The sequence below is a fragment of the Streptomyces sp. NPDC005794 genome (assembly GCF_042871445.1).
GTDB lineage: Bacteria > Actinomycetota > Actinomycetes > Streptomycetales > Streptomycetaceae > Streptomyces.
In genome coordinates, this window is the sequence record NZ_JBIAIN010000013.1 from 94,950 (window position 1) to 113,329 (window position 18,380).

The following is an 18,380-nucleotide window of genomic DNA, read 5'->3' on the forward strand; positions in this document are numbered from 1 at the left end:
CCGGCACGGTGCCCGCTACTTCTCCGTGACACCTGCGGAGTCGAACGTCGCCACCTCGTGCATCGCGCGGGCCGCGCTCTGCACGATGGGGAGCGCGAGCAGCGCCCCCGTGCCCTCGCCGAGGCGGAGGTCCAGGTCGACCAGCGGGCGCAGGCCCAGCTTGTTGAGGGCGGCGACGTGGCCGGGTTCCGCGCTGCGGTGGCCCGCGATGCAGGCGGCGAGCGCCTCGGGGGCGATCGCCCTGGCGACCAGTGCGGCCGCACCGGCGCTCACGCCGTCCAGGATCACCGGCGTACGGAGTGAGGCGCCGCCCAGCAGGAAGCCCGCCATGGCGGCGTGCTCCAGGCCGCCGACCGCAGCCAGGACCCCGATCGGGTCGGCCGGGTCGGGCTGGTGCAGGTCCAGGGCGCGGCGGACCACATCGACCTTACGGGCGTGCATCTCGTCGTTGATCCCGGTGCCGCGGCCGGTCACCTCCGCCGGGTCCATGCCGGTGTAGACACAGATCAGCGCGGCCGACGCGGTGGTGTTGGCGATGCCCATCTCACCGGTGAGCAGGCCCTTGTTGCCCGCCGCCACCAGGTCGCGGGCGGTCTCGATACCGACCTCGATCGCCGCGAGCACCTCTTCCCGGGTGAGCGCGGGGCCGGTGGTGAAGTCGGCCGTTCCGGGACGGACCTTCCTGGGCAGCAGTCCGGGCGTGGCGGGGAGTTCTGCTGCCACACCGACGTCGACGACGCAGACCTCGGCACCGACCTGGGCGGCGAAGGCGTTGCAGACGGCGCCGCCACCGAGGAAGTTGGCGACCATCTGGCCGGTGACCTCCTGCGGCCACGCCGTGACGCCCTGGGCGTGCACCCCGTGGTCACCGGCGAAGATCGCGACGGCTGCGGGTTCCGGGATGGGCGGCGGGCAGAGCCGGGAGAGCCCGGACAACTGGGCGGAGATGATCTCCAGCATGCCGAGCGCGCCGGCGGGCTTCGTCATCCGCTTCTGGCGTTCCCAGGCCTCGCCGAGCGCCTTGGCGTCCAGGGGACGGATGCTGGAGATGGTCTCCTGGAGGAGGTTGTGCGGCTCCTCACCGGGCAGAGCCCGGCGGCCGTACGTCTCCTCGTGGACGACCCAGGACAGCGGGCGGCGCTTGGACCAGCCCGCCTGCATGAGCTCGGGCTCCTCGGGGAACTCGTCGACGTAACCGACGCAGAGGTAGGAGACGACTTCGAGGTGCTCGGGCAGGCCGAGCGCGCGGACCATCTCCCGCTCGTCGAAGAAGCTGACCCAGCCGACGCCGAGGCCCTCGGCGCGGGCGGCGAGCCACAGGTTCTCCACGGCGAGCGCCGAGGAGTACGGGGCCATCTGCGGCTGGGTGTGCCTGCCGAGGGTGTGGCGGCCGCCACGGGTGGGGTCGGCGGTGACGACGATGTTCACCGGCGTGTCGAGGATGGCCTCGATCTTCAGTTCCTTGAACTGCTTGGCCCGGGCCTTGGGCAGCGACTGGGCGTACGCCTCCCGCTGGCGCTGTGCCAGTTCGTGCATGGAGCGGCGCGTCTCCGCGGAACGGATGACGACGAAGTCCCAGGGCTGCGAATGGCCGACGCTCGGTGCGGTGTGCGCGGCTTCCAGGACACGGAGGAGGACCTCGTGCGGGATGGGGTCGCTGCGGAAGCCGTTGCGGATGTCGCGCCGTTCACGCATCACGCGCAGGACGGCTTCGCGCTCGGCGTCGTCGTAACCGGGGGCGGGAGGGGAGACGGGGGCTGCCTCGGACTCCGCTTCAGCTGCCGCTTCGGCTTCAGCTTCGGCTTCTACTTCGGCTTCAGCTTCGGCTTCTACTTCGGCGGGGGCCATCGCCTCGGCGGCTTCGGTCTCCTCCGTCGCCTCCACGAACGGGGCTTCCTCGGGAGCGTCCTCCGCAGGGGCCGGAGCCTCGGCTGCCGGGGCCTCCGCGGCAGGGGCTTCCGCAGCAGGGGCCTCCGCCACCAGGGGCTGAACCTGAACCACGGGCTCAGGAATTACGGGCTCAGCAATTACGGCTTCCGGGAGCTCGGCCTCCGAGGTCTCGATGATCTCGGGTCCGGCGGCCTCCGCCCCGGGAAGGGTCTGAGGCCCGGCCGGCGGCACGGCAACGGGCTCAGGTGCCGGCTCGGGTGCCGCCACGAGCTCGGGCTGCGCCTCGGGCTGCTGGACGACGGCCGACTCCGGTACCTCCGGCGCGGACTCCGTCACGGGGGGCCCGGGCTGCGGCGCGACCGGCGTGGGTTCCGCGGCCTGTCCGGGCTCGGCTGCGAGGGTGTCCGTCTCGGCCACAGGAGTCGGCGCGAGGTGCGGAGCCGTCGGTACGGAGCCCGCGACGGGCACGAACTGCCCCATCGGCTCAGCCGATGTGGCGGTCTCGACGGAAGCGTCGACGGAGAGTCCGGCGGGCCCCTCGGCGGGAACCTCGACCGGTACGGCCTCCGGGACCTCGGCCAGGGCCTCGGCGGGACGCTCCTCGGCCGTCTCCACCGCGGGCTCGACAGGAGCCTCCGGCAGCACGGCGGCCTCCGGCTCCGGGGCGACCGTTTCTGCGGGCGCGACGGGCACGGCTTCAGCAGGCGCTGCTTCAGCGGGCACGACGGACTCGACCGGTTCAGCCGGTTCGCCGGGCGCGGCGTCCCCGACGGGCGCGGCAGGTGCGACGGCTTCCTCAGCCGCTGCCCCCGGCTCGGGGGTGGCGGGCGGCGCCGGCGCCACGACCGGTTCGGGCGGGCCCCACGCGGGCGCGCCCTGGGGCGGGATCTGGCCCAGCTGCGGGCCCGGCAGCACGGCCGCGCCGTCCGCCGGGACGTCGAAGTACTCAGGACCCGTCGTCGGCGGTCCGGCGTGCCGTACGGGTGCCGGGTTCGGCGGGCCGGCGGGCCCCCGGTCCGCGAGCGAGCGGACCACTCCCCCCGTCGGCGTCCCCCCGTAGGAGGGCGCCTCGGTGGACGCGGGACCGCGGTGCAGCGGGCGCCGGGCCGACGCGGCGGCGGCCGGGACCTGCACGGGGGCGTGCGCCGGGAACTGCTCGGGTGCGGCGGGAGCATCGCTCCACGCGCCCTGGGATGCGGGCATCAGAAGGAGATCGTCGTCCTCGGCTGTGTGCTCGGAGGGTTCGAGGTAGGTGTAGGCGTCCGGGGCGGGGACGCCCGGCTGCTCCACCATGCCTGCGTCCTCCGGCAGTCCCTCGCCCGGGATCTGGCCGGTGTCAGTCATGCGTACCCCTCGCCCATCGTCAGTGCTCCTTCGCCCTTCGCCCGGGATGCCCGAACCACGGCACGCCGACGCTCGTCAACAAGAACGAGCGGGCTCCCCGCGCGGCACGAAAGGCGCGCGGAGGTATACATTCTCGCGGCCGTTCGCCGCCGTGACAGACAGTTCTGCCCCGGCTCGCTGTGGACTGCGCCACGTTGCGCGTCCCCCGGTTGTGCCGTACCACATCGCGGACCAAAACGGTCCACTTTTCCGGACATTGACGAACGAACCGTCGAACGGCCGGGCGCGGTACAACAATCGGTCAGCCTACCTCGCGCCTCGGCGTGGACGGCTCAGGGGGCGAGGTCGGAACGCACGCCGGAGAGCAGGAACACGACGGAGCGTTCGCGCTCCGCCCAGGCGGAGGTGTCCAGGTCCACGGACTGGAGCAGTGCGCATTCGACCGTGTACCCGTTCTCCGCGAGGGCCGCTCCCAGGGCCTCCGCCTCGTCCCGGTTCGAGGCATGGGTGACGATGCGTTCGGGCCGCCGGTCGGCCACCGCCGTGACCACGGGTACCCCACCGCCGCCGATCCGTACGACATCGGGTTCGGGCAGGCGTTCCAGGACGTGTGGGGCGGTCCCCCGGACGACCTGGACGCCCACCTTGAAGGTGCGGGCGGCCGCCGCCGTACGCGCACAGGCGTCGGGGTCGCTGTCGACGGCGAGCACCGCGGCGCCGAAACGGGCCGCCTCCACGGAGAGGGCACCGCTTCCGGAGCCGATGTCCCAGACCAGATCACCGGTACGCGGCCCGAGGCGGGCCAGCTGCGCGGCGCGCAGGCCGGGCGATTCCCCTTCGCCGCCCTCCCCCGCGCCGTCGTACGACGCGGGGGGCAGGGCCCAGCCGCGGACGCCCTCGGGGTGATCGGGGCGACGGCCCGCGATCCAGGCGCCGTTGGCGGTGGTCTCGGGGCCGCCGCCGATGACGATGACGACGTTGGGGTCGCGCCAGCTGTGGTCGGCCGTCTTGTCGGAGGTGAGGACGGTGACCCGTTCGCGTACGGTGCCGAGCTCCTCGCAGATCACGAAGGTGCGGTGGACGCCGTCGAGCAGGAGGGCGAGCTCGGCGGGGCCCGCGCCGGGGGAGGTGAGTACGGCCACCTTGTGGTGGGCGCGGATGATGTTGACCGCGCGGCGCAGGGTGCGCGGGTGGGCGACGACGATCTGCGCGTCGTCCCAGGGCATTCCGGCGCGGGCGAAGGCGGTGGCGACGGACGAGACGGCGGGGACGACCTCGACCTCGAGGCCGTGTTCGGGCTTGCGCAGGGTGCGGACGACACCGAAGAAGCCGGGGTCGCCGTCGGCGAGGACCACGGCACTCCCGCGGTGGCCGGCGATCCTGCGGGCCGCCAGGTCGACGCTGCCGAGGCGGATGCGTTCCGCGGACCCGGGGACTTCGGGGAGCTCCAGATGGTGGGCGGCACCGGCGACGAGGGTCGCGGCCGAGAGCGCGGCTGTGGCCGCCCTGGTCAGTGGCGAGCCGTCCCAGCCGATCACCGTGACCCGGTCGGCCATCGTCGTCTGTCTCCTGGGGGTCGAGCAGATGGGTACTCTCCGCGGGATGGGCGGAGCAAGGGTGAGCGTATCCGGTCCGTACCAACGCCCCGCCGGGGGCTCCCCAAGCGCGGGAGGGGAGGTCAGTTCCAGTCGTTGTACGTGCCGTAGCCGCCCGCGTCGGCCAGCTGCTCGGCGACGCCCTCCAGGTCCTCGGGCAGGAGCCCCCACACGATGAGGTCGGTCCTGATGTCGGTCCAGCCCCCGTCCTCGGTGGCGGTCCGGGCTATGCGGGCGTTGCGCAGGACGCCTTCGCTGATGCAGCCCAGTTTCTGGGCGACCTGCTGGGAGGCGGTGTTCCCGGCGGGGATGCGCAGCTCGATCCGCTCGAAGCCCTGGTCGCGGAAGAGCCACTCGGCGAGGGCCAGCACGGACTCGGTGGCGTATCCCTCGCCTCGCGCCCAGGGGGCGGTGATGTAGCGGACCTCGGTGGCCAGGGTGCGGCGGTCGGTGTTCAGGAGGCGTACGGAGCCGACGAGGCGCTGGGTGAGGAATTCGGTGACGGCGAAGACGATGCCGTTGCCCTGGGAGCGTTCGGCGGGCGCGATCCTGCGGACCCACCGTTCGGCGTCGACCTGGGTGTAGGGGTGCGGAGCGTCGGTCCAGGCGGTGACCAGCTCGTCGTTCATCATCTCGATGTACGCCGGGACGTCCGCCATGTCGAAGGGGCGCAGCACCAACCTGTCCGTGCTGATGGAGATGGACGGGAAGGTGGTAGTCATGCGCAGCTCCATGCCGAAGACCGTGTAAAGGCACCAGCATGCAGCATCGGACCGTGGATGTGCATGGGCGGGTCCGCACGGCGGAGCCCCGCACACCCTGGTGCGGGTGTGCGGGGCTCGTGGGGCAAGTGGCGCCTGGGTGTCAGGACTTGGCCGGCGCGCCGAAGGCGGGGACGATCGAGCCCTTGTAGGTGTCCTCGATGAACTTCTTGACCTCGTCGGAGTTCAGGAGCTTCGCGAGCTTCTGGACCCGGGGGTCGTCCTCGTTGCCGTCCTTGACGGCCAGGAAGTTGGCGTACGGGTTGCCCTCGGCCTTCTCCAGCGCCAGGGAGTCCTGGCCCGGCTTCAGGTCGGCCTCGATGGCGTAGTTGCCGTTGATGACGGCGGCGTCGACGTCGTCGAGGGCGCGCGGCACGGTCGCGGCCTCGATCTCCTTGAACTCCAGGCCCTTCTTGTCCGTGATGTCGCTGAGCTTGGCGTTGGTGCCGACGCCGTCCTTGACGGTGATCAGGCCGTTCTCGGCGAGCAGCTGGAGCGCGCGGCCCTCGTTGGTGGTGTCGTTCGGGACGGCGACGGTCTGGCCGGCCTTGATGTCCTTGAGTTCCTTGGCCTTCTTGGAGTAGAGGCCGAGGGGCTCGAGGTGGACGTCGACGACCGGGACGATGTGGGTGTCGTTCTTCTTGTTGAAGTCGTCCAGGTAGGGCTTGTGCTGGAAGAAGTTGGCGTCGACCTGGCCGTTCTCGGTGGCGGTGTTCGGCAGGACGTAGTCCGTGAACTCCTTGACCTCCAGCTTGAGGCCGGCCTTCTCCGCCAGGTTCTTCTTGACGAAGTTCAGGATGTCGGCGTGCGGCGTCGGGGACGCGGCGACGACGAGGGCCTTGGAGGTGTCCGCGCCGGCACCGGTCTCGCCCTTGGCGGCCGGGTCGGAGTCCGTACCGCAGGCGCTGAGCCCGAAGGCCAGGGCGGCGGTGGCGGCCGCGGCAGCGCTGATCTTGATGTTCTTACGCACGAAGAGTGCCTCTTTCCGGTGGTGACGGTGGTCCGCCCGGACAAGGAGTTCGGGCTTCGGGGGAGATGAGGTTCAGGAAGTGGTGCGGCCCCGGCGTGCCAGCAGGCGCCCGACTCCGTCGCCGATCAGCTGGACCACGGTCACGATGACGATGAGCAGCACGACGGTGATGAGCATGAACTGGTCGTCGAAGCGCTGGAATCCGTACGTGATGGCCTTGGAGCCGAGCCCTTCGCCGCCGACCGCACCGGCCATGGCGGAGTAGCCGATGAGGACGATGACGGTGGTGGTGACGCCGGAGACGAGCGAGGGGAGCGCCTGCGGCAGCAGGACCTTGCGGACGATCGTCGGAATGGATCCGCCCATCGACTGGACGGCCTCGACGAGCCCGTGGTCGACCTCGCGCACCGCTGTCTCGACGAGCCGGGCGAAGAACGGGATGGCACCGACGGCGAGCGGCACGATCATCGCGGACGGGCCGATGAAGGTGCCGACGATCCAGGTGGTGAAGGGGATCAGGGCGATCAGCAGGATGATGAACGGCAGGGAGCGGCCGATGTTCACGATCACGCCGATGACCTTGTTCACCACGGTGTTCTGCAGCAGTCCGCCCTTGTCGGTGAGGACGAGCAGAATGCCGAGCGGCAGGCCGCCGACGACGGTGACGAGTGTGGACCAGAGCACCATGTAGAGGGTGTCGGTGGTTCCCTGCGTGAGCAGTGGCTGCATTTCGGACCAGGTCACTTCGCCACCTCCTTGGTGAGCGGTGCGGGGGTCTGGGCGGGGATGTCCGTGCTGTCGGCGGGGCCGTCGTCCACGACCTCGGCCTGGAGGCCCTGCTCGCGGAGGAAGCCGATGGGCACGACGTTCTCCTCGAAGCGGCCGGGCAGCTCGATGCGCATGCGGCCGATCTGCCTGCCGCCGACGGTGTCCATCGCGGCACCGAGGATCGAGATGTCGATGTTGTACGTGCGGGAGAGCTGCGAGATCACCGGCTGGGCCGCGGCCTCGCCGTGGAAGGTGACGTCGACGACGGTGGCGTCGGGGCCGGAGGCGGTGCCACCGACGGGGAACAGCTCGTGGGCCAGCTCGGAGCCGGGGGTCGCCAGCAGGGAGCCGACGGTGCCCGACTCGACGATGCGGCCCTTCTTCATCAGCGCGGCGGAGTCGCAGACCGTCTTGACGACGTCCATCTCGTGCGTGATGAGCAGGACGGTGAGGCCGAGCTCCTGGTTGAGGTCGCGCAGCAACTGCAGGATGGAGCGGGTGGTCTCGGGGTCCAGCGCGGAGGTCGCCTCGTCGGAGAGGAGCACCTCCGGGTCGCCCGCGAGGGCGCGGGCGATGCCGACGCGCTGCTTCTGGCCTCCGGACAGCTGACCGGGGTAGGCCTTCGCCTTGTCGGCGAGACCGACGAGGTCGAGGAGATCGAGCGCCTTGCGGGTGCGTGCCTGTCCGGAGAGCCCGAGGATCTCCAGGGGGAGCTCGACGTTGTCCCGGACGGTGCGCGAGTCCAGCAGGTTGAAGTGCTGGAAGACCATGCCGATGCGACTGCGCGCCCGGCGGAGCTCCTTGCCTGCCCGGCGACCGCGGCCCGCGAGAGCCGTGAGGTCCTGTCCGGCGACCGTCACGGTGCCCGAGGTGGGGCGTTCGAGGAGGTTGACGCAGCGGATGAGGGAGGACTTGCCGGCACCGCTCTGTCCGATGACGCCGTAGACCTCGCCCTCACGGACGTGCAGGTCCACGCCGTCCAGGGCGGTGACCTCACGGCCGCGTGACTGGTAGACCTTCGTGAGGCCCGAAGTGGTGATCACAGGGTTTCCGTCACTGTCGAGTGCACGGCGCGGTGTCCGCCGGGCACGGGGCATTCGTCTGGTGAGACTGTTCTCGGTGGTCGACCGGTGTGAGTCCCGGCACGGCCGGACCTCGGCGGGGCCGCCGGACGCGGGCGTGCCCGGGCCTGCTCTGTCCGCTGGGTACGGACGGCACGGTCCCGGTCTCGCTTCGTGGCGCGAGGCTCAGGCGGGGCCCTCAGAAGGCGCGCATTCGACACATACAACGAGCACCGGGCGTCAGGATCGCCTCGGTCGCAGGGCTGCGGTAGCTCGTCGTGGTCATGCCCCAAGTAAAACAGACGTAACGTTCGGGCAACCCGCCCCGTCCGCATAGCGGACGGACGTGGACACGCGCCCCTCACGCCGGAGTCGCGGTACACACCGCCTTGACCTGCTAAAACGCGAGCCTCCTTCCACCAAGGCATGCACAGTGACGCGATCATGCAGTGGACGCCTGTGGCAAAGACCACGATTCCTGGGACTCGGTCCGCGCCCGCCCGTCGCCCGGGGCCGCACGCGGCGGTCCTCCGCGCCCGTAATACCCTCGCCTCATGCTTGACGCCCTGACGGTCGCGGTCGCCGTGACCGCGCTCGCCCTCGCCGCCTGGTGCGGATTCGCCGCCTACCGGGACCAGCCCACGAAGGACTGGCACTTCATCGGCATGGCGGTCGTCTCCGTGCTGGCGCTGGCGCAGCTGGTCGTGGGAATCGTGCAGCTGGCACGCGGCGAGCGGCCCGACCAGGGCATGACGATCTTCATCGCCTATCTGATCGGCGCCTTCGCGGCCGTGCCCGCGGCGGGTTTCCTGTCGCTGACGGAGCGGACCCGCTGGGGCTCGGTGACGGTGGCGGCCGGCGCGGTCGTGCTCGCCGTCCTCGAAGTGCGGCTCTACGACATCTGGGGAAACTGACCATGCGCGACACCGACCGCACGGGGGCGCCCGCCTCCCCGGCCCCGCAGCCGGACGCCCCACGGCAGAAGCAGCGGTTCGAGCTCGGCACCGGGCCCGGGCGGGTCCTGGTCTGGTTCTACGGGGTGTTCACCGTGGCCGCCGCGTCCCGCTCGATCGTCGAGATGATCCTGGACTTCGGCAAGGCACCGCTCGCGTACGTCCTCTCGGCCGTCGCCGCCGTCGTGTACGGATTCATCACGTACTCGTTGGTGCGGGGCGGGGAGAAGGCGCGCAGGGCGGCGCTCCTGTGCTGCGCCGCCGAGCTCGCGGGCGTACTGATCGTCGGCACCTGGACGCGGCTGGAGCCCTCCGCCTTCCCGGACAGCACGGTGTGGTCGGAATTCGGCATGGGCTACCTGTTCATCCCGGTGATCCTGCCGGTCACCGGGATGATCTGGCTGCGCCGCGCACGGAACGCCTGACACCGGGCGTCACAGGAGTCGTTCAGGCGCTGGCCGCATAGGCCGGCGCGGTGGCGTCCTTCTCCAGGAGGACCATCCGGACGCCGTCACCTCCGGTGGTGTTCCCCACCTGGGCATAGCCGGCCTTGCGGTAGAGCCGCAGATTGCCTTCGCTGCGCTCCCCCGTGTGCAGGCGGAAGCGGGTGGCCGAACGCCCGTCCGCCAGGCCGGATTCCGCGGCGCGCAGGAGACGGGTGCCGAGGCCGTGGTGACGGAGCCGGGGGTGGACGCAGAGCTTGCCGATCCTGCCGGTGCCGTCCGTGTCGGTGAAGCCGCGTACCGAGCCGACGACTTCGTCGCCGAGCCGGGCCACGAACACCAGGTCCGCGGCGACTTCGCCCCGGACGGAGTCGAAGGTCTGGACGAGTGGTTCGATCCGGTAGTTGCCGTAGAGCTCCGCCTCGCTCTGGAAACAGAGGTACTGGAGTCTGAAGATCTGCTCGACGTCCTGTGCCGTCGCTGCCGAGATGGTCACACTCATGCCCATGCGTGCATGCCTCCCGCTCACCTGATCCGCCGGTTGTCTACCGCTCCTTTCCCCGCAGTTCAGGAGCTACAACCTCCGCCGCGAGCATTCTGCGCAGACATCCGAGGCATCGGGAACGCATAGGGCCCAAACTGCCCTGTGACATACCCAACTCCCCTGCGATCTCCCGGTACGTCGGGTCATGGGGCGCCAGCATCGCCTCGAGTAACCGCGGGCACCTTCCGGGCAGCCGGCCGACCGCGGTGCGCAGCACACGCCGTTCGTCGGCTCCCAGCGCGATCCGTTCGGGGCAGCCGGCCCAGTCGCCCGGGGATTCGCCGGCGGTGTAGGCGCGCTCGCGCCGGCTCCTGCGGCGGGCGACCCGCGCCTCCGCCCGCACGGCGGTGCGGACCCAGCGGGCGGGGTCGGCGGGCCCGTCCGGGCCTGGCCACCGCTCCAGCAGTCGCAGCCACACCGCCTGTTCCAGGTCCGCGGCCTCGGTCCCGGCGGCCTGGGCCTCGGCTCCCGCCTCCGCACGCACCAGCGCGTGCAGGGCGCGTACGACGGTTCGCCCGTGGTCTCCCGCCCCTTCGGACGGGGCCGCGGGAACATGATCAAGAAGAGTCATGCCCCCTCAACGCTCCTCGTGCACGGCGGGTTGCCGCACATGAGGAGCTCCACCCGACCGGGGCATGGGGGCCGGGCGGCTGACGCGCCCGGTCTCGTCCGGGGCCGCCCCCGGACCTCAGTCCCGGGCGAAGTCGGCGGCCGCGAGCAGGGCGGTGTCGGGGTTGTCGGAGAAGATCCCGTCGATGCCCGCCTCGAAGTACGCGCGCAGAGCGCCGAACACGTCGCCGTACGCGTTCGGGTCGGTACCGCGCCGGAAGTCCGCGGGCAGGAAGGTGTTCTCGTTGCGCATCGTGTACGGGTGCAGGATCAGGCCCCGCGCGTGCGCGTCCCCGACCAGGGCGGTGGGGGTGGTGAGCCGTCCGGCGGCGTCCCTGGGGATGACCAGGTCCAGCGTGGGGCCGATGCCCTGGGCGAAGGACGCGATCCACTTCAGCCCGGCGGGCTTCACCAGATCGGCCACCGTGCGGGGGTCACCGGCCTCCACGAAGTCCCAGGGCCGTTCCTTCGGCCCGGACAGCAGGACGACACGCGGGTTGGCGACGAGCTTCGACAGCCGCTGCATCGAGCTCGGCTCGAAGGACTGGAGGATCAGTGCGGAGTTCGCCCTGTGCCGGCCGTGGCGGCGCAGCAGCTTGGCGAGGGGCTCCTCCAGGCCCAGGCCGAGGCCCCTGAAGTAGGAGGGGTGCTTGGTCTCGACGTAGAGCCAGACGGGCTCGCCCCGCCTGCGGCCCTCCTCGTCCGCCCAGCGCAGGACCTCCTCGAAGGTCGGGATCTCCCAGCGTCCGTCGTAGAGCGTGTTCTCCTGGCGGTTGCCGGGGATGCGTTCCTTGGCCCGGAGGGTCTTGAGCTCGGCGAGGGTGAAGTCCTCGGTGAACCAGCCGGTGAGCGACACCCCGTCGACCTGCTTGGTGGCCTTGCGGCTCGCGAACTCGGGGTGCTCGGCGACGTCCGTGGTGCCGGTGATGTCGTTCTCGTGGCGGCAGACCAGGTGGCCGTCCTTGGTCGGTACGAGGTCCTGCTCGACGATGTGCGCGCCCATGTCCAGGGCCAGCTGGTAGGAGCCGAGCGTGTGCTCGGGCCGGTAGCCGCTGGCGCCTCGGTGGCCCACGACGGTGGGCACGGGAAGGTCCCGGTAGGAGCCCTTGCCCCGTCCGTCCGGGGCACCCTGCCCGGCGGCATACGCGGTGCCGGACAGGCCGATGGCCGCCGTGCCGAGGACGGCCGCCCCCAGGAGGCTCCGCCGACCGGGTGCTGCCTGCGCGCGCTCTGTCATGAATGTTCCTCGCATGTGATGTCCGGCACCTTCGGGGCAGGCTTGATCGTAGGCAGCTACGCCATCGGCGGGGCAGCCCGTGGACGAACGTGGCGGAAACACACGTCAACACTGTGTATCGGCTCGGTGAACCCGATGTGCGGAGAGCCGGTACCCACGAGTATCGTCCTCACCTGCACAGACCCTCGCGAATTCCCGCCCCGGCCGCCCGGCCACGTCACCGGAGGATGCGTTGTCCCGACTCACGGTCATCAAGGCAGTGCTCGGACCGATCCTGCGCCTGCTCTTCCGGCCCCAGGTGGAAGGCGCCGAGAACATCCCGGGCGACGGCCCGGTGATCCTCGCGGGCAACCACCTGACGTTCATCGACTCGATGATCATGCCGATCTGCTGCAACCGGCCTGTGTTCTACATCGGCAAGGACGAGTACGTCACCGGCAAGGGCCTCAAGGGCCGGCTGATGGCCTGGTTCTTCACGGGCTGCGGCATGATCCCGGTGGACCGGGACGGCGGCCGCGGCGGCGTCGCGGCGCTGATGACGGGCCGCCGGGTGCTGGAGCGGGGCCATGCCTTCGCCATCTACCCCGAGGGCACCCGCTCCCCCGACGGCCGGCTCTACCGGGGCCGTACGGGCATCGCGCGGCTGACCCTGATGACCGGAGCGCCGGTCGTGCCGTTCGCGATGATCGGCACGGACAAGCTGCAGCCGGGCGGCGCCGGTCTCCCCCGCCCGGGCAAGGTCACGGTGCGCTTCGGTGAGCCGCTGGAGTTCTCGCGCTACGAGGGCATGGACCGCGACCGCTACGTCCTGCGGGCGGTGACGGACTCGGTGATGGCCGAGGTGATGCGGCTGTCCGGCCAGGAGTACGTCGACATGTACGCCACCAAGGCGAAGGCCGCCTGAGCCGAACGAGTGCATTCGAGTGGCCCGGCGTGAAAGCGCCGGGCCACTCACTCGTCGGGGATGATGCCGTCCTCCAGCTTCTCGCCGCGCAGCAGGAACCACGCGGCGACAGCGGTCGCGAGCAGTACGACGGCACCGACCGCGGCTGACACCCGCAGTCCGTTGACGAAGGCCTCCTGGGCCGCCGACACGAGCTCGCCCCCCTGCTGTGCCGGGAGGTGCCCCGCCGTCTCCACGGCGCCGCCGAGCGACTCGTGGGCGGCCGACGCGGCGGCGGCCGGGACACCCTCGGGCGTCCCGAAACCCTTGTAGACGCCCGTGACGATGGACCCGAGCAGCGCGATGCCGAGGGCGGCGCCGAGCTCGTACGCCGTCTCGGACACCGCGGACGCGGAGCCGGCCTGTTCCTTGGGGACGCTGGAGAGGATCACGTCGGAGGTGACGGTGAAGGCGAATCCCGCGCCGACGCCCACCACCAGGAGCAGGACCCCGATCAGCGGGTAGCCGGTCTCCTTGTGGATCACCGTGACCAGCGCGAGCGACACACCGATGGCCCCGAGCCCGACGGCGACCACGGAGCGCACGGAGTAGCGCCGTGCGGCCCTCCCCGCCAGCAGTCCGGCGGTCACCGCGCCGACGGCCGCGGGCAGTTCGGCGAGCCCGGCCTCGAGCGGGCCCCTCCCCTGGACCAGTTGGAGGAACTGGGAGAGGAAGAAGACGATCCCGGACAGGCCGAGGATGGTCAGGAGGTCGGCGAGGACCGCGCCGGAGAATCCCCTGTGGTGGAAGAGCCGCATGTCCAGCAGCGGGGCGGGGAGCTTCAGCTGACGGCGTACGAACCAGGCGAGTGCCAGTCCGCCGCCGACGCCCGCGACGCAGACCTCCCAGCTCAGGCCGTGTGCGGCCGCCTCCTTGATGGCGTACACGACGCCGATCATGCCGACCAGGGAGAGCCCCACACTGGGCAGGTCCCAGGGCCCGGGCGCCGGGTTCTTCGACTCGGGGATCATCCTGATTCCCACGACGACGAGGACCGCCATCACGGGCAGGTTGATCAGGAAGACCGAGCCCCACCAGAAGTGCTCCAGCAGGAGCCCGCCCACGACCGGCCCGACGGCCGCGCCGGCCGCGGCCATGGCGCCCCAGATTCCGACGGCGAGGCTGCGCTCGCGCGGGTCGTGGAAGAGATTGCGGATCAGGGCGAGTGTGGACGGCATCAGGGTGGCGCCCGCGACACCGAGCAGGGCCCGGGCCAGGATCATCATCTCGGGGCTCGTCGCGTAGGCGTTCAGCACGGAGACCGCGCCGAAGGCGGCGGCACCGGTCAGCAGCAGCTTCTTCCGCCCGATGCGGTCACCGAGGCTGCCCATGGAGACCAGGAGCCCGGCGATCACGAAGGAGTAGACGTCGCCGATCCAGAGCAGTTGGGTGCCGGTCGGTTCGAGGTCCTCGCTGAGGAACGGGGTGGCCAGGCCGAGGACGGTGGCGTCGACGGCGACCAGCAGCACGGCCAGGACGAGGACGGTGAGGGCGATCCACCGCCCCGGATGGTGCGGGTCGCCCGTGACGCCTGCCCGCGAATTGGTGCCGCTCATTTCTCCACGCTCCGGCGTGCTCCGCCCAGGAGCAACTCGACGATCATGTAGGGGAAGTCCCGCGCGGCGACCCTGCCCGCCTGCACGGACCACGCACAGCTCCCGATCAGGCCGTACAGGGCCTCGGTCAGCCAGGCCGGGGTCAGGTCGATCCGGAACTCACCCTGCTCCTGGCCCCGCCGGAAGAAGGCGGAGACCCGGGCGTCGAGGCGGCTCCAGCCCTCGTTGACGTCGTCGCCCTCGAAGAGCTGGTTCTCGGTGACGAGGAAGGACAGCAGTCCCGCGCTGGGCTGAACGGCCGTGATCAGCCGCCGCAGCCCGTCCTCGGCGCTGCCCTCGTCGAGTCCGGCCGCGTCCAGAGCGGCTTCGAATTGCTGGATTCCGAGGTTTTCCAGCGCTCCGACCAGGGCGTCCCGCCCGGCGAAGTGCCGGTGCAGGGTGGCGCGGCCGATTCCGGCGGCTCGGGCGACCTCGTCCATGGTCGCCGTGGACTTACGGGTCAGCAGAGCGGCGGCGCTCCGCAGCACCTGCTCACGATCAAGAGACATGAGACGAGAGTAATCCATATGAGACACCCAAGTCTCATTCTGACATCGCGTCGCCTCGCGGTCGCCCTCCGGGCACCATGACGCCATGAAGCCGCTGCTGCTGATCGACATCGACGGGCCTCTCAACCCGTACGCGGCTCTGTCCCGCCGCAAGGCCCCCCGGGGCTACCGGCGGCACCTGATGCGGCCGACCGGGTGGACGGCGGGGCCGCCGCTGGCCGTCCTGCTCAACCCGGACCACGGCGACGAGCTGCTGTCACTCACGGACCGGTACGAACTCGTCTGGGCCACCACCTGGAAGGACGAGGCGAACGAGTGGATCGCCCCGCATCTGGGGCTGCCGCCCCTTCCGTACATCGACTGGCCGGACCTGCACGGCGTCACCGGGAACGGGACGTACTGGAAGACGCGGTACGTCGTCGACTACGCCGACGGCAGGCCGTTCGCCTGGGTCGACGACGAGATCTCCGAGCTCGATACGGCCTGGGTCACGGCGCACCACCCGGGACGGGCCCTGCTGCGGCGGGTGGACCCCCGGGTGGGGCTGGTACGGGCGGACTTCGACGCGCTCGCCGGGTGGCCGGGTACCGGCTCAGCTCCAGGGCAGTGAGGCGCGGTGGCGCCAGTACGCCTCCGGCTCCTCCAGCAGGGCGGCCAGCCGGTCCAGCCGGTCCGGGTCCAGGTCGAGCAGCGGGGCGTGCAGATTGGCCGCGAGCTGGGTGACGGTGGCCGCGCCGGACAGGACGACTCCGGCCCACGGCTGGTGCAGCGCGAGCGCCAGGGCGACGGCGTCCGCGTCCAGGCCCGCCTCGGCGCCGATCTCCTGGAGGACGGCGGGCGCTTCGTTCCCGGCGAGCCGGCCGTTGGCCATGGCCTCCTTGACGATCACGGTGAGTCCCGCGTCGTGCGCCTCGGCGAGTGCCGCTCCGGCCGAGGTCTCCAGGGCGTTGTAGGTGGCCTGGACGGTACGGAAGAGGGGTTCGCCGTCCACGGTGACGGCGAGGGCGGCCCGGATGGCCTCGGCCTGGCCTGGACCGCTCGTGGAGAAGCCGACCGTGGTACCTCCGGCGGCCAGCTCGGCGAGACGCGCGTGCAGGTCCTTGTCGCTCAGGGCCGGACTTCCGGCGGTCACCGAGTGGATCTGGTAGAGGTCGAGCCGGTCGCCGAGCAGTCCGGCCGTCTCGGCGTGCTGGCGTTCGAAGGTGGCGAGCCCGTGGTCCTTCACCTCGTGCGTCTCGGCGTCGACACGCCAGTCGGCGGTGTAGGTGTAGCCCCATTTGCTGCCGACGACCACGTCGGTCACATCGGCCCGGGCGGTCAGCCACTCGGCGAGGAACTCCTCGGCGCGGCCGTAGGAGCGGGCGGCGTCGAAATAGCGCACCCCCTGGGCGTAGGCCGCGTCCAGGAGTTCGTGGGTGCGGGCGCGCAGCGCGTCCACACCGCGGTCGCCGGGCAGATCGCGGTCACGGTGCGGGGTGATGTAGCCGGGCCTGCCGACGGCGGCCAGGCCGAGCCCGATGTGGGAAGTCGGGGTAGTCGCTCGGTTCAGGCGGGCGAAGGGCATCGCGGGCTCCTCTGGGTCGGTTCCGAACGCCTTCCCGTCAACGTAGCCCGCGATGCCTGTGAATCATCCGCGCGCGGTCGCCCACGCGTGCTGCGTCACCAGGTCGGCCTTCACCTCGGCCAGCTGGACGGCGACGGCCGAGGGGGCCGTCCCTCCGCGCCCGTCGCGCGAGGCGAGTGCGCCGGGCACGTTCAGGACGGTGCGCACCTCCGGGGTGAGGTGCTCGGAGATCTTCGCGAACTGCTCGTCCGTCAGTTCGTCGAGCTCGATGCCCTCGTGTTCGCACACCTTCACGCACTCACCCGCGACCTCGTGCGCCACCCGGAAGGGGACGCCCTGCTTGACCAGCCACTCGGCGATGTCCGTGGCGAGCGAGAAGCCGGCCGGGGCCAGCTCCTCCATGCGCTCCCGGTTGACGGTGAGCGTGGCCATCATCCCGGTGAACGCGGGGAGCAGGATTTCCAGCTGGTCGCAGGAGTCGAAGACCGGCTCCTTGTCCTCCTGGAGGTCGCGGTTGTAGGCGAGCGGAAGGGCCTTCAGGGTCGCCATCAGCCCGGTCAGGTTGCCGATGAGGCGGCCCGACTTGCCGCGGGCCAGCTCGGCGATGTCCGGGTTCTTCTTCTGCGGCATGATCGAGGAACCGGTGGAGAAGGCGTCGTGGAGGGTGACGAAGGAGAACTCCTTCGTGTTCCAGATGATGATCTCCTCCGCGACGCGGGAGAGGTTGACGCCGATCATCGCGGTGATGAAGGCGAACTCGGCGACGAAGTCACGGGACGCGGTGCCGTCGATGGAGTTGCCGACGGAGCCGCGCTCGAAGCCGAGGTCCGCGGCGACCGCCTCCGGGTCCAGCCCGAGGGACGACCCGGCCAGAGCGCCGGAGCCGTACGGGGACACAGCGGTCCGCTCGTCCCACTGGCGCAGCCGCTCGGCGTCCCGGGCCAGGGGCTGCACATGGGCCAGGACGTGGTGGGCGAAGAGGACGGGCTGAGCGTGCTGGAGGTGCGTACGGCCGGGCATGGCCACGTCGGGGTGCGCCTCCGCGAGTCCGACCAGCGCGTCCTGGAGCTCGGCGATGAGCCCGCCGATGATCCGGGCGTGGTCGCGCAGATACATCCGGAAGAGCGTGGCGACCTGGTCGTTGCGGGACCGGCCGGCCCGCAGCTTGCCGCCGAGGTCCGGGCCGAGTCGCTCCAGGAGGCCGCGCTCCAGCGCGGTGTGGACGTCCTCGTCGGCGATGGTGCCGGTGAACGACCCGTCGGCGACGGCGGCTTCGAGCGAGTCCAGGCCCTCGGTCATGCGGGCCAGCTCGTCGGCGGTCAGCAGCCCCGCCTTGTTGAGCACGCGCGCGTGGGCACGGGAGCCCGCGATGTCGTACGGCGCGAGCCGCCAGTCGAAGTGGACGGAGGCGGACAGCTTGGCCAGCGCCTCGGCCGGGCCGTCGGCGAAACGGCCGCCCCAGAGGCGTACGTCGCTGTTGCCGGTGCCGTTGCTCACTGCGTGCTCCTCGGAAGTACAAGGGGTGTGCGTCCGTCGCACAGTACGATCACGGACGGCATAACTATGCAGTGGTCCGTATGCCTTGTCAAAGCTG

General features: G+C 71.1%; 17 protein-coding genes. 4 read left to right on the forward strand and 13 right to left on the reverse strand.

Annotation, left to right across the window (positions count from 1 at the left end; all coding sequences use genetic code 11):
• Window positions 1-15 precede the first annotated feature (15 nt).
• The 6 genes from cobT to ACFYQ5_RS21760 form a co-directional block, all read right to left on the reverse strand.
• Complete coding sequence (gene cobT / locus ACFYQ5_RS21735; protein WP_389199575.1) at window positions 16-3,234, reverse strand: nicotinate-nucleotide--dimethylbenzimidazole phosphoribosyltransferase; 3,219 nt, start codon at window positions 3,232-3,234, stop codon at window positions 16-18.
• A 332-nt stretch (window positions 3,235-3,566) separates the two neighbouring features.
• Window positions 3,567-4,790: a precorrin-6y C5,15-methyltransferase (decarboxylating) subunit CbiE gene (cbiE, locus tag ACFYQ5_RS21740; protein ID WP_389199577.1), complete on the reverse strand. Its 1,224-nt coding sequence runs from the start codon at window positions 4,788-4,790 to the stop codon at window positions 3,567-3,569.
• Window positions 4,791-4,912: 122 nt separating this feature from the next.
• Window positions 4,913-5,551 carry a GNAT family N-acetyltransferase gene (locus ACFYQ5_RS21745; protein ID WP_389199579.1) on the reverse strand — a complete coding sequence of 213 codons (639 nt, stop codon included), beginning with the start codon at window positions 5,549-5,551 and terminating at the stop codon, window positions 4,913-4,915.
• 142 nt (window positions 5,552-5,693) lie between these two features.
• Window positions 5,694-6,560: a MetQ/NlpA family ABC transporter substrate-binding protein gene (locus ACFYQ5_RS21750; RefSeq protein ID WP_389199581.1), complete on the reverse strand. Its 867-nt coding sequence runs from the start codon at window positions 6,558-6,560 to the stop codon at window positions 5,694-5,696.
• 72 nt (window positions 6,561-6,632) lie between these two features.
• On the reverse strand, window positions 6,633-7,304 hold the full coding sequence (locus ACFYQ5_RS21755) for a methionine ABC transporter permease (protein WP_389199582.1): 672 nt from the start codon (window positions 7,302-7,304) through the stop codon (window positions 6,633-6,635).
• Window positions 7,301-8,371: a methionine ABC transporter ATP-binding protein gene (locus ACFYQ5_RS21760; RefSeq protein WP_389199585.1), complete on the reverse strand. Its 1,071-nt coding sequence runs from the start codon at window positions 8,369-8,371 to the stop codon at window positions 7,301-7,303. The genes ACFYQ5_RS21755 and ACFYQ5_RS21760 overlap by 4 nt, the downstream gene beginning before the upstream one ends.
• Before the next feature lie 572 nt (window positions 8,372-8,943).
• Between ACFYQ5_RS21760 and ACFYQ5_RS21765 the strand changes: the two genes are divergently transcribed.
• Together ACFYQ5_RS21765 and ACFYQ5_RS21770 are read left to right on the forward strand one after the other, a co-directional pair.
• Window positions 8,944-9,303 carry a hypothetical protein gene (locus tag ACFYQ5_RS21765; protein ID WP_389199588.1) on the forward strand — a complete coding sequence of 120 codons (360 nt, stop codon included), beginning with the start codon at window positions 8,944-8,946 and terminating at the stop codon, window positions 9,301-9,303.
• Window positions 9,304-9,305: 2 nt separating this feature from the next.
• Window positions 9,306-9,767, forward strand: coding sequence for a hypothetical protein (locus tag ACFYQ5_RS21770; RefSeq protein ID WP_389199590.1), 462 nt, complete (start codon window positions 9,306-9,308; stop codon window positions 9,765-9,767).
• 22 nt (window positions 9,768-9,789) lie between these two features.
• On the opposite strand, the gene ACFYQ5_RS21775 is transcribed toward ACFYQ5_RS21770, so the two are convergent.
• The 3 genes from ACFYQ5_RS21775 to ACFYQ5_RS21785 form a co-directional block, all read right to left on the reverse strand.
• A complete protein-coding gene (locus ACFYQ5_RS21775; protein WP_389199591.1) occupies window positions 9,790-10,293 on the reverse strand; it encodes a GNAT family N-acetyltransferase in 504 nt (167 codons plus the stop codon).
• Between the two features lie 37 nt (window positions 10,294-10,330).
• A complete protein-coding gene (locus tag ACFYQ5_RS21780; protein ID WP_389199592.1) occupies window positions 10,331-10,900 on the reverse strand; it encodes a sigma-70 family RNA polymerase sigma factor in 570 nt (189 codons plus the stop codon).
• A 117-nt stretch (window positions 10,901-11,017) separates the two neighbouring features.
• The gene (locus ACFYQ5_RS21785) at window positions 11,018-12,175 is read right to left on the reverse strand and encodes a glycerophosphodiester phosphodiesterase (RefSeq protein ID WP_389199593.1); all 1,158 of its coding nucleotides are present in this window, start codon (window positions 12,173-12,175) and stop codon (window positions 11,018-11,020) included.
• Between the two features lie 232 nt (window positions 12,176-12,407).
• On the opposite strand from ACFYQ5_RS21785, the gene ACFYQ5_RS21790 reads away from it, so the two are divergent.
• Window positions 12,408-13,079: a lysophospholipid acyltransferase family protein gene (locus ACFYQ5_RS21790; protein WP_389199594.1), complete on the forward strand. Its 672-nt coding sequence runs from the start codon at window positions 12,408-12,410 to the stop codon at window positions 13,077-13,079.
• Between the two features lie 47 nt (window positions 13,080-13,126).
• On the opposite strand, the gene ACFYQ5_RS21795 is transcribed toward ACFYQ5_RS21790, so the two are convergent.
• Both ACFYQ5_RS21795 and ACFYQ5_RS21800 read right to left on the reverse strand, forming a co-directional pair.
• A complete protein-coding gene (locus ACFYQ5_RS21795; protein ID WP_389199595.1) occupies window positions 13,127-14,674 on the reverse strand; it encodes an MFS transporter in 1,548 nt (515 codons plus the stop codon).
• Window positions 14,671-15,222 (reverse strand): TetR/AcrR family transcriptional regulator, encoded by a 552-nt coding sequence (locus ACFYQ5_RS21800; protein ID WP_389199596.1) that lies wholly within the window; start codon window positions 15,220-15,222, stop codon window positions 14,671-14,673. Before ACFYQ5_RS21800 ends, ACFYQ5_RS21795 begins: the two co-directional genes overlap by 4 nt.
• Before the next feature lie 85 nt (window positions 15,223-15,307).
• On the opposite strand from ACFYQ5_RS21800, the gene ACFYQ5_RS21805 reads away from it, so the two are divergent.
• Window positions 15,308-15,832, forward strand: a complete 525-nt coding sequence (locus tag ACFYQ5_RS21805) for a hypothetical protein (protein ID WP_389199598.1) — start codon at window positions 15,308-15,310, stop codon at window positions 15,830-15,832.
• Here ACFYQ5_RS21805 and ACFYQ5_RS21810 read toward each other — a convergent pair.
• The gene (locus tag ACFYQ5_RS21810; RefSeq protein WP_389199600.1) at window positions 15,815-16,786 is read right to left on the reverse strand and encodes an aldo/keto reductase; all 972 of its coding nucleotides are present in this window, start codon (window positions 16,784-16,786) and stop codon (window positions 15,815-15,817) included. The two genes, ACFYQ5_RS21805 and ACFYQ5_RS21810, sit on opposite strands and share 18 nt — an antisense overlap.
• 63 nt (window positions 16,787-16,849) lie before the next feature.
• Window positions 16,850-18,283 carry an argininosuccinate lyase gene (gene argH / locus ACFYQ5_RS21815; RefSeq protein ID WP_389199601.1) on the reverse strand — a complete coding sequence of 478 codons (1,434 nt, stop codon included), beginning with the start codon at window positions 18,281-18,283 and terminating at the stop codon, window positions 16,850-16,852.
• Window positions 18,284-18,380 lie beyond the last annotated feature (97 nt).

Excerpts from the sequence above, each read along its gene's own strand:
- cobT (WP_389199575.1), bottom strand. The coding sequence starts at position 3,234 with ATGACTGACACCGGCCAGATCCCGGGCGAGGGACTGCCGGAGGACGCA.
- ACFYQ5_RS21805 (WP_389199598.1), top strand. The coding sequence starts at position 15,308 with ATGAAGCCGCTGCTGCTGATCGACATCGACGGGCCTCTCAACCCGTAC.
- ACFYQ5_RS21785 (WP_389199593.1), bottom strand. The coding sequence starts at position 12,175 with ATGACAGAGCGCGCGCAGGCAGCACCCGGTCGGCGGAGCCTCCTGGGG.
- ACFYQ5_RS21765 (WP_389199588.1), top strand. The coding sequence starts at position 8,944 with ATGCTTGACGCCCTGACGGTCGCGGTCGCCGTGACCGCGCTCGCCCTC.
- ACFYQ5_RS21770 (WP_389199590.1), top strand. The coding sequence starts at position 9,306 with ATGCGCGACACCGACCGCACGGGGGCGCCCGCCTCCCCGGCCCCGCAG.
- ACFYQ5_RS21745 (WP_389199579.1), bottom strand. The coding sequence starts at position 5,551 with ATGACTACCACCTTCCCGTCCATCTCCATCAGCACGGACAGGTTGGTG.
- ACFYQ5_RS21800 (WP_389199596.1), bottom strand. The coding sequence starts at position 15,222 with ATGTCTCTTGATCGTGAGCAGGTGCTGCGGAGCGCCGCCGCTCTGCTG.
- ACFYQ5_RS21795 (WP_389199595.1), bottom strand. The coding sequence starts at position 14,674 with ATGAGCGGCACCAATTCGCGGGCAGGCGTCACGGGCGACCCGCACCAT.
- ACFYQ5_RS21810 (WP_389199600.1), bottom strand. The coding sequence starts at position 16,786 with ATGCCCTTCGCCCGCCTGAACCGAGCGACTACCCCGACTTCCCACATC.
- ACFYQ5_RS21780 (WP_389199592.1), bottom strand. The coding sequence starts at position 10,900 with ATGACTCTTCTTGATCATGTTCCCGCGGCCCCGTCCGAAGGGGCGGGA.
- ACFYQ5_RS21775 (WP_389199591.1), bottom strand. The coding sequence starts at position 10,293 with ATGGGCATGAGTGTGACCATCTCGGCAGCGACGGCACAGGACGTCGAG.
- cbiE (WP_389199577.1), bottom strand. The coding sequence starts at position 4,790 with ATGGCCGACCGGGTCACGGTGATCGGCTGGGACGGCTCGCCACTGACC.